This is a genomic window from Pseudoalteromonas sp. J010 (assembly GCF_003934235.1).
Lineage (GTDB): Bacteria > Pseudomonadota > Gammaproteobacteria > Enterobacterales > Alteromonadaceae > Pseudoalteromonas > Pseudoalteromonas peptidolytica.
Window position 1 is genome coordinate 236,418 of record NZ_RDBW01000002.1, and the last position, 8,470, is coordinate 244,887.

Here is an 8,470-nt window from a genome sequence, read left to right on the forward strand (position 1 = left end):
CTGTAATAAAACGCGATTCTTATTGTTCTAATTCAGAGAGGTAGAGACTAAATCGTCTCTACCTGCTTATCTGTTTGCTCTGCAAACGAGCGTACGTAAAAGTCTTTGAATCGGACTAATACTTCACCTTGCTCATTGAGTAACTCAATCGTAAATGTCTTCACATCTTGTGTGCGAGTATGACTGTCATTGAGCGACACATACGCGTAGCAAGTCGATGTCAAAGGTTTAATCAGCTCAAGCTCATCAAGCGCAAATGGTAAGAACACAGAATCAGTTTCACTGCTTTGTGCTAACAAACCCACTATAGTTTGGAAAGCACCATCAACCAGGCTAGGATGCAGCACATAGTGTTCAAACTCGGCTCGCTGCTGCGCATTTAACGCAATACGAGACAGCGCAAACCGTTCACCGATATAAAGTTGCTGTATTACCTGAAACGCCGATCTATATTCGATACCTGATCTATTAAAGCCATCATACACCGCTTGGGCAACCTGCGATTTCTGACACTGCGCTTGTAAAGCGCCTAGATCTCGCACTTTTGGCTCCGTGTTTTCACTCATTGCGTACATAATACGTCCCTGAGAATGCGCATTCACTTCGCCAAATATATCCATCGAGCTCACTTGAAACTCGACATCATCTCCAACCTGCTGAAGATTAATGTCCACTTCAATACTCTCAGCATCAATTTCAAGTGGTGCCATCCAGACAATATCTCGAATACCAGCAACTCTGCGTTTTGCTGCCATGGCACCACAGATATTCGCCATTTCGATAAACCCTGCACCTGGGAAAACCGACTTACCAGCCACTTTATGATCCGTCGCATAAAAAGCATTTTTGCTTAGTTGGGCACTAAATTTTATGCCATCCAATGTTGAGCTATTATGACTCACTAACGGATGCAGTGACGTTGTAACGGCTTGCTGATTGCTCGGCTTACTGTGCAGGTCTGTTATCCAGCATCTTTGTTTTGAAAACACCGTGCCAGGCACCGCAACCTTGCGCGGTAGCGTACTATAGTGCGCAGCCCAATCTATGGATGCACCATAACACCAGGCGACAACATCAAAGTGGGGCAGCACCGCTGCTTCACCCAACGCGGCTAATTTCTGACTGCGTTTTGACTTACTTAACACCTCACCTTGATACACATGCTCAGCATCTTCATGGTCGAGCCACGCTTCAAGTTGCTGTACCAGCGCGTGGTGGGAATCTGCAACCACGGCAAATCGATAGCGCAGCGCTTCGCGCCCGACCTGTAATGTGTAAGCTATCGAGTCCAGAGGTACCTGCGCATTCGCTTTAACATAGTCATTGAATGCAACAACTTTGCTGCGTACTTGCTCTTTTGTATGTGCTGACAATACAAAAGTCAGCTCTGACGATGCTGAACAATCACTCATAGGCGGCACTGCAGCATGCTCTTCAAGGATCAAGCAAGCGTTAACGCCTCCCGCTCCAAAGGAGTTGATCAGCGCTCGCCTTGGTGCCCCCTCGCTTAGCCACGGTGTCAGTTTATGTTGTAATGTGAAGCCAGTAGCAGCAAAATCTATATTCGGATTGACATCATCCGAGTGGATTGTTGGTACAAGTTCCTTATGCTTCATTTGTAGCAAAATTTTTGTCACGCCAGCAATACCCGCAGCAGCTTCTGAGTGACCAATGTTGGACTTAATTGACCCTAATGCACAATGGCTGGGTTTGTGTTTACCAAATCCGTGGTTAAGTGCCGTCACCTCAAGACTATCACCTAGCTGAGTTCCGGTTCCGTGGCCTTCAATATAACTGATGGTTTCTGGGGCAACCTCTGATAATGTCAGTGCTTGCTCAACCAATGCAGCTTGAGAGTTTGGGTTTGGTGCCGAGTAACCATTTGAACGTCCTGAGTGCTCGCATGCACTGGATAGAATAGTAGCATAAATATGGTCGCCATCTGCTATCGCGGCTTTGGCAGGCTTGAGTATTATACTCCCTACTCCCTCTGCGGGAATAAAGCCATCATCACCTGCACCAAAGCTTCTATTTTTGCCGTGTTTGGCAAGCATTTTTCGCTGACAAAGCGATTGGTATTTAGCTGGATGCAAGTAGAGATTCACACCACCTGCAACAGCCAATTTACACTCGTTTTTGCGAATACTTTCGCAGGCTAAGTGCATGGCCACCAAGGATGACGAACAAGCTGTGTCAACAGGCATGCTCGGCCCTTTAAAGTCAAAGAAGTATGACACCCGATTGGCAATCGACCAAGGCAGCGCACTTGGAATGTACTGCTCACCCGCTGTATTTGGGTCGCTAAGTAATAGGTTATAGGTATTTGTCGTCACACCAACAAATACACCAACATTAGCTTGCTTTTTACTTCCATACTTGGCTTTTAGCGTTTCTCTATTATATCCCGCGTCTTCAAAGGCCAACCACACTGACTGCAAAAATAAGCGTTCTTGTGGGTCTATGACACTCGCCTCTGGCACACTCAGGCCAAAGAAGCCATGATCAAACTTATCAACATCAGCTAAAAATCCGCCTTGATTACAGTAAATCTTACCGAGACTTGCCTTGGTTTCATCACTGTCAAAATACGCGGCTTGATCCCACCTATCGCGTGGCACCTCACACGTGAGATCTTTCCCAGCTCTGATCTGCTGCCAAAATGACGTCAGCGAGTCACAACCAGGGAAATAGCCGTGTAAGCCCACAATTGCAATTTTATCTATTTCTTCCTGTTGCTCTTTTTGCTCCACAGCCTTGTTAACATCTGCTTGTAAAGCAGCTGCTTGTGGCGTTACAGGTGGAGTGGCTGGCTGCGATGTTTGACTGCGAAATAAGGTTGCCAATTTTGCGCGCTCTTTATCAACCAGATGATCGGCCAGTGCCTGTGGTGTTTCATACTCATAAAATAAAGTTTGTGACAGCTCTCCTATATCTTCTGCAAATACTGCATTGATTTTACTGATGACAATGGAGTCTATACCATAGCTTTCAAAGCGCTCATCAGGATCTATTTGCTCTGCAGGCAGCTGGATAACTTGGCCAATGACTTGCAGTAAATATGCTAGTGTCAACTGTGCCAGCGCGATATTATCACCGCCATCAAGCTCCACTTGCGGCGTTGGGCATGTCGGAGCGCACATATAATTTGATAACGCCTCAGGCTTGCCGTAGAGCAACACTAGGTTGCTTACATCAGTGCCTAACATTGCTTGCCAGGACGAGAGTCCAACTTCACTTGGTAATGGCAACATTCCAGTGCGCGCCTGTACTATCTCCAGTTCGCTTTGTGAAAGCTGCATGCCGCCGTCTTGCCAAAATGGCCAATTAATTGAAAGTGAGTCCCCTTGCCTTAACCCTGCTGCGACTTGCTGCTGACGAAATTGCGCAAACTCATCTAAGAATTGATTGGCACACGCATAATCAGCTTGGCCTAGATTTCCCATCGCACCAGCTATTGAAGAAAACAACACAAAGCAGTCAAGATCGATATTCGCTGTCGCAATATCAAGATTAATACATCCTGCCGACTTCACTTCTATCACATTAGTAACGGTTTCGATCTCTTTATTAAAGATAAAGGAGTCTTGTTGCACACCAGCACTGTGTAATATGCCATTCAACTGTTTATACTTGGTTTCAATATGGGTAATTAAATTCGTTACCGCAGTGAGATCTCGAATATCTACTTTAAGGTATTCCACATCGCCAATGTCACGCAACTTTCTAAGCTGTGTTGCTTGATACTGCGCCAAGCTGGAGCGACCAACCAAGATTAACTTAGCATTATATTGGCGCAATAGATGCTCAGCAAATAAATAGCCCAAGCCACCTAGACCACCGGTGATCAAATACACCCCACGGTGTTTTAAGGGGACATTGTGATTTTCCGAAGCCAAGTCACGGTATTGTTGATAATGCTTTTCAAAGCGCGTCAAAGATTGCTCGTCTGGACTTGCGGTATAACGAACCTCGCTTCCTTGTGGGGTAAATGAATCAAGCTCCGCCGTTAAAATGGTTGCCGCTTGAGTATCATCTTGTTGCGACGGTAAAGAAGATAACCATGGCAACTCAACTACTTTAGCCTGATAAGCTGGGCTTTCCAGTTGTAAACTCTTACATACTCCGGCTAATGCGGCTATGGTACGCACCTGCTCTGGATGATGGCGGTACGCAACCACGATTTTCGCGGCATCAATCGCTTTGTTATTCAACATGGATTTAGCAAGCAAGATCAATACACTAGCATAGTGCGATAGGGGCTTACTGCTATTAGAGCTTGAGTCCACATAATAAATCACCTTATCTGGTAACGCACCGTGCGATACCAATGTAGCAATCAACTTCTGCATGTGTGACTCATTTTCAAAATCGAGACTAAATTGTGACGCTGTTGTCGCAGTATACTGCTCTCCCTGCGTCACATGGATAAAGCGATTATTTTCCTGCTGCTGATGCAGTCTTGATAACAACAACTCAGTTCCACCGACCACCAATACCGTACTACTTTCATGGTTAAGCGCTGGCACTAACGGTGCTTCTTGCCAACATGGCGCAAAGCAAGCCGTTGCAGGTGCAAGCTCTGCTACTGGAGTCTGTGCCGCTGTTGTAGCAACAGGTTGAGCTGTGATTTCTTGATTACTATCGACATTAATCCAGTAGCGCTCCTTAGCAAAGGGGTAACCAGGCAAAGAGACTTTTTGCGGCGTCTTGGCGTCTTGATATAGGGTGTGCCAATCCACTTCCAGCCCCTCACTCCAGCGTGCCAACAGCTGCTGATACTCTCTATTCATTATTAGACGCTGCGTCATCACGCTTGAGTCTACATCACTTGATGCTTTATTTACTTCGCTATTTGGTTGGCGCTGCGTACCAGTATAAAGCCCTGCAATGTCGACATTACCATTAAGATACTGTGCTAATAAGTCACCCAGTTGCGCTGTGGATGAGGCATACATACCCACCCTTGCTTTCATGTGAGTACGACCAACTTGTAACGTGTAAGCAATACTATCTAACGATGTATCTGGATGCTCATGTAAGTGGTTCAGTAAGTCTGCTGCCTTTTGCGTTAATTGCTGGGGCGTTTTTGCACTCAGCGGGATCAGCCTAGGGCGCGACGTATCATCTGAATGGTTGATGTGGCGATGACTCTGGTACTCCTCGATGACCAAATGCGCGTTGGTGCCACTAAAACCAAAAGAGCTTACAGCTGCGCGACGTAAGGCGTTACCCTCTACCTCCCACGGCGTTTCATGCTTAACGACAAAAAAGGGCGATCCGTCAAAATCAAATAGTGTATTTTCAGTTTCCATATTTAAGCTCGGGACTAAGCGCTGGTGCTTCATCGACATCAGCACCTTCTGTACGCTAACGACTCCCGCAGCACCTGAGGTGTGACCAATATTGGTTTTTATCGACCCGATACCACAATATTGCGTGCGCGTTGTGTACTCTTTAAATACCGTGCTTAGTGCTTCAAGCTCTATAGGATCGCCAAGCTTGGTGCCGGTGCCATGTGCTTCAACATAGCTAATCGTCTGAGGGTCAATATCAAACCTTTTATACAAGTCACGCTCTAGCTCAATTTGACTGCTTACACTAGGCGCAGTAATCCCATTGGTTTTACCATCTTGATTGATTGCTGATCCAATAATCACACCATAAATATGATCATTATCCGCTTGCGCATCCTCAAGGCGCTTCAACACGACAGCACCAACGCCTTCGCCCGGTACAAAACCATCCGCAGTATTATCAAATGTTTTACACTGACCTGCTGGCGACAACATACCGGCCTGACACATGCCAATATATGAATCCGCACTGAGATAAAGGCTCACACCGCCTGCTAATGCCATATCCACTTCATGATTTTGGAGTGCTTGACAACCTAAGTGCATCGCAACTAACGAAGAGGAACATGCCGTATCAATAGGAATAGCAGGGCCCTTTAGATTTAAATAATAGGCGATACGAGCAGCACCTATCGCAAAGCTATTTGCCGTTGTTTCAACTTCACCTTGTGTGTCTTGTGCCAGTAATAATGAATAGTCGTTATTCATTATGCCCATGTACACACCACACTTTTTATTGCTCAGCATCTCGTTAGAGTACCCAGCATCCTCAAAAGCACGATAGCTTTCTTGCATAAATAAACGATGCTGAGGATCCATACCCCGTGCTTCACTTGGAGAAATTTGGAAAAATAACGGGTCAAATAACTCAATGTCATCCAACGCCCCTATCCATTTTGCATAGATGGTATTACGGTTTTTGCGTGTAGGGTCGAAGTAATCATCAACATTCCAGCGCGATTTAGGCATTTCAGTGATAGAGTTTTTACCCTCACAGAGGTTTTTCCACAAGGCGTCGACGTTTTCAGCATCTGGGTAACGCCCAGATATACCGATAATTGCAATTTTACTCGGTGTAGTACTCGCACAATGCGTGCCGTTCACGGGTGCTTCAGGTGTCGTAGTGACAACCTTGGTGTCGGTAGACGCTTGCGTATTTAGCGGCATGGGTTCTGGTGCGACTGACACGACCGTCTCTTGCTCTTGCTCTTGCTCTTGCTCTTGCTCTTGCTCTTGCAGTAAACGGTGCACGTAAGCTGACAACTGTTCAAGGTTGCTGTAGTCATACACTCGGGTCGCTGCTAGATCGAGTCCATAGGTATTATTTATCTCTTTAACCCACTCCACCCCAACAATCGAGTCGAGTCCCAAATCAATAAAGGCAGAGGTTGGTGAGACTTCATTTTTATCTAGATATAAAGCTTCAGCAAGACTGCTTGATAAGTAAGTTAATACCTCTGATGGCTCAATACGTGTTTGCTCCACACGGCGGCTTGCCTCAGTGTGTACCAACTGTGCCGGCGGCGTCAGTGAGCGCGGCGCCGCAGCACCTATCTGCTGATGAATATATGTCGTTAACGCATTAATATTTGCATAGTCATAGACTCGCGTTGCAGCAACATCAAGGTCTAGCGTTTTGTTAATTTCTTTAACCCACTCAACACCAATAATGGAGTCTAGACCCATATCAATAAATGGCTTCTCAAAATCAATCTCTTCGGTGGCTAAAAATAGCGCATCGGCAAGGGTACTCACTAAAATACTCTGCACCGCACTTTTACTCATCGGCTCCGATGCAGCGTAATCCGTAACAACAACGTCTTGAGTTTGAGAGGTGGCAGGTGTGGGCGCCTCTGGCGTACTATTTTTCAACTCTTGTTGAATATATCCCGCCAGCGCTTTGACGTTGGCATAGTCATAGATCCGCACAGCGGCGATGTTTAGGTTGTAATGCTTGTTAATATGCTTAACCCACTCAACACCCAAAATAGAATCTAACCCCAGCTCTATAAATGAGCGCTCTTGCTCCACTTCTTGGTGCTCAAGATAAAGTGCATCAGCTAAGCTTGCACAGAGCACCTTAATTATCTCAGCAAGGCTGGGAACATCAGCAGATGGGATAACGTGCGCTGGTGTTTCTAGGACATGCGCTTTGCGCGGTTTTATAATCGGTTTTGCGGTTATCACGCTGGTAGGTGATGTCAGCGTCGCTTTACTAAGTTGTATCGCGGTCGGCTTCGCCTTGATGTCAACATTGTCAAAATGCCCAGAATTATCCGCTTTGGCACTCAATACCCGACCGCTAGCCGTGGTGTGGTTTGTTTCGGCCGTGACTGATGCGCTTTTAGGCTTGTGAGACTGCTTGTTCTGTGTGTCTGACGACGTATTTACCGCAATAGGAGGAGCACTTAGCATTGCTTGCTTCGGGTCAACCCAATAGCTTTCTTTGGCAAATGGATAAGTCGGTAAGCTAATAAAACGAGCAGTGTTACCTGATATCTGATTGGCGTCAGAATACAATAGCTGCCAATCAATATTGAGGCCATATACCCACTGCTCAGCCACCAAGTCCAGCTGGCCGTTAATGAGCCAACCGACCACAGTGTGCATAAACTGCTTGTCATTATTTGCCTCAGCAACTTCATCGGCACGAGCTTCAACATCACCACAATAGACATTGGCAATCTGTATTGTATCCGCTTGACTCAAATACCCTTGTAAACTCTCAACTAACTCATCAACAGAGGACACAACAATCCCCAGACGATGGGTCATCGCTTCTCGCCCGAGTTGCAAAGTGTGCGCCATGGCAGCGAGCGATAGCCCAGGCTCTGCGGTGCTGATAAAGTTCAGTAACCGTTTTGCTTGTTGCTCTAGGTGTGCAGCGGTGCGCGCCGATAACACAATAAGCTGAGGGGTTGAGGTCGAGTCGACTGCGCGCTCAGGCTCTAGATATTCCTCTATGATAAGATGCGCATTGGAGCCACCGGCACCAAATGAAGATAACCCTGCTAATCTTGGCAGAGCCTTACCCTCTACCTCTATCGCTGGCCAATCCGTCAACTGCTGATTAACCTCAAATGGACTCTTATCAAAGTCGATAAACGGATTCAGTT

General features: G+C 46.4%; 1 protein-coding gene. It reads right to left on the reverse strand.

The window, feature by feature from the left end:
• Window positions 1–47: 47 nt before the first annotated feature.
• Window positions 48–8,456, reverse strand: a complete 8,409-nt coding sequence (locus EAG18_RS02470; protein ID WP_275557211.1) for an SDR family NAD(P)-dependent oxidoreductase — start codon at window positions 8,454–8,456, stop codon at window positions 48–50.
• Window positions 8,457–8,470 lie beyond the last annotated feature (14 nt).